This is a genomic window from Vibrio genomosp. F6, assembly GCF_005146325.1.
GTDB classification, from domain to species: Bacteria; Pseudomonadota; Gammaproteobacteria; order Enterobacterales; family Vibrionaceae; genus Vibrio; species Vibrio cortegadensis.
On record NZ_SYUT01000089.1, the window covers coordinates 1146 to 2562 of the forward strand.

Annotated in this window: 1 protein-coding gene; it reads right to left on the reverse strand. The window is 36.1% G+C overall.

What is annotated here, in order from left to right:
- Positions 1-585 precede the first annotated feature (585 nt).
- Positions 586-1323, reverse strand: a complete 738-nt coding sequence (locus FCV43_RS19530) for a hypothetical protein (protein WP_136996107.1) — start codon at positions 1321-1323, stop codon at positions 586-588.
- Positions 1324-1417 lie beyond the last annotated feature (94 nt).

Consider the following 1417-nt stretch of genomic DNA (forward strand, 5'->3'; position numbering starts at 1 on the left):
TTAAATTGTTTGTTATGTTTATCACGTGCGGTTCGCTAGACCCATAACAAAAACCAATAATGCTCCAATAATTAAGCTTAAAAAAGCCTGCATCGTCATTACATTATCAAACTCAGAGCGTGGTGAATTGAGGTCAGGGTGCTTAACAATAAGCCCTTTAATGGGGAGACGTTTATAGAACACTCTTGGATAAAACCCCTGAGTGCGTTTAATTTGGTTGCTATATCTAAGCTGTGCAAAGAAACTTAAACTAGTCGATACTACTGGAGCGAACACCATTATATCACCGTAGAAAAAACCATAGTAATAATTGATGATACTAGTGACTAAAAATAAGCCTAGAAAGGTGAATACTACTTTTTTAGCTTTAGTATGATGATAAATAGGCTGTAAGATCATAAGTACCATGACGTATGAATATATCAACATTATCAATAGATTACCCTCCATCTTCCTCCCGAAAACATAACGCCCAATTAAGGTGCGACAACGCTATAACACCCAAGCTAAACCACTGCGCCGTAAGCACAAAATTCAAATCGGAGTAAACTCGCCATGCGTTGGGAGTCACTCTTAAATTGTTTGTTAGCCTACAAATATAATCGTAAGCAGCAAAACAATTACTAATACGGCAATTGTTAATTTTATAGATTCTTTGGATTCTTTGGATTCTTTGGATTCTTTGGATTCTTTGGATTCTTCACATGCCACCATAGGAACAGCTTTCTTTGTAACATGGTTTTCTCTAATAGTACTCAGGAATGCCTTATTACTCTTTTGCCTCTTCACTTTTAACTTCTCTTCATATTTACACCAAATATCGTAATGAATTTCGTGAAGTGTACTGTGATTTCTTGGCTCTCCCCATTCAGATATCAACCACTTAACATCCGTTTTATTTAATAAATCCAATTTGCTATAACCAAGTAAACTATAAGAGAATGGGAGACTTTTAAGTTTTTTACCTGGAACGGATTCAATTACATTATAACCTGGTTCTTTTAACACTTCAGAGTAAGGAATGGAAAATGAATCAATAGCAGCCAACCAATATAAAAGGGACAACTCTTCTTTATACTCATCATTTTGTTTTCTTTTTTCTCGAATTAAAGACCTAACAGCAATTGCAGCCTCTCGAAATGAAGCTGGTAAAGGTAAATTTTCTAAAGCCAAGGAAAGTCTTTTGACTGGTTCGCCGCGTAATGTTTTAATTCTATCAGCCCAAAACTCTCCACTCTGCAAAGCTTCTTGGTGCTTAGTCCAGAAATCAGTTGAGAAATTTTCTGCTTCTTTATCTGTTTCAATTTTATGCCAATTATTCATACCGCCTCTTAATTCTAATACTGACTCTTGTAGGCTAACGCCCAATTAAGGTGCGACAACGCTATAACACCCAACCTAAACCATTGCACCGTAA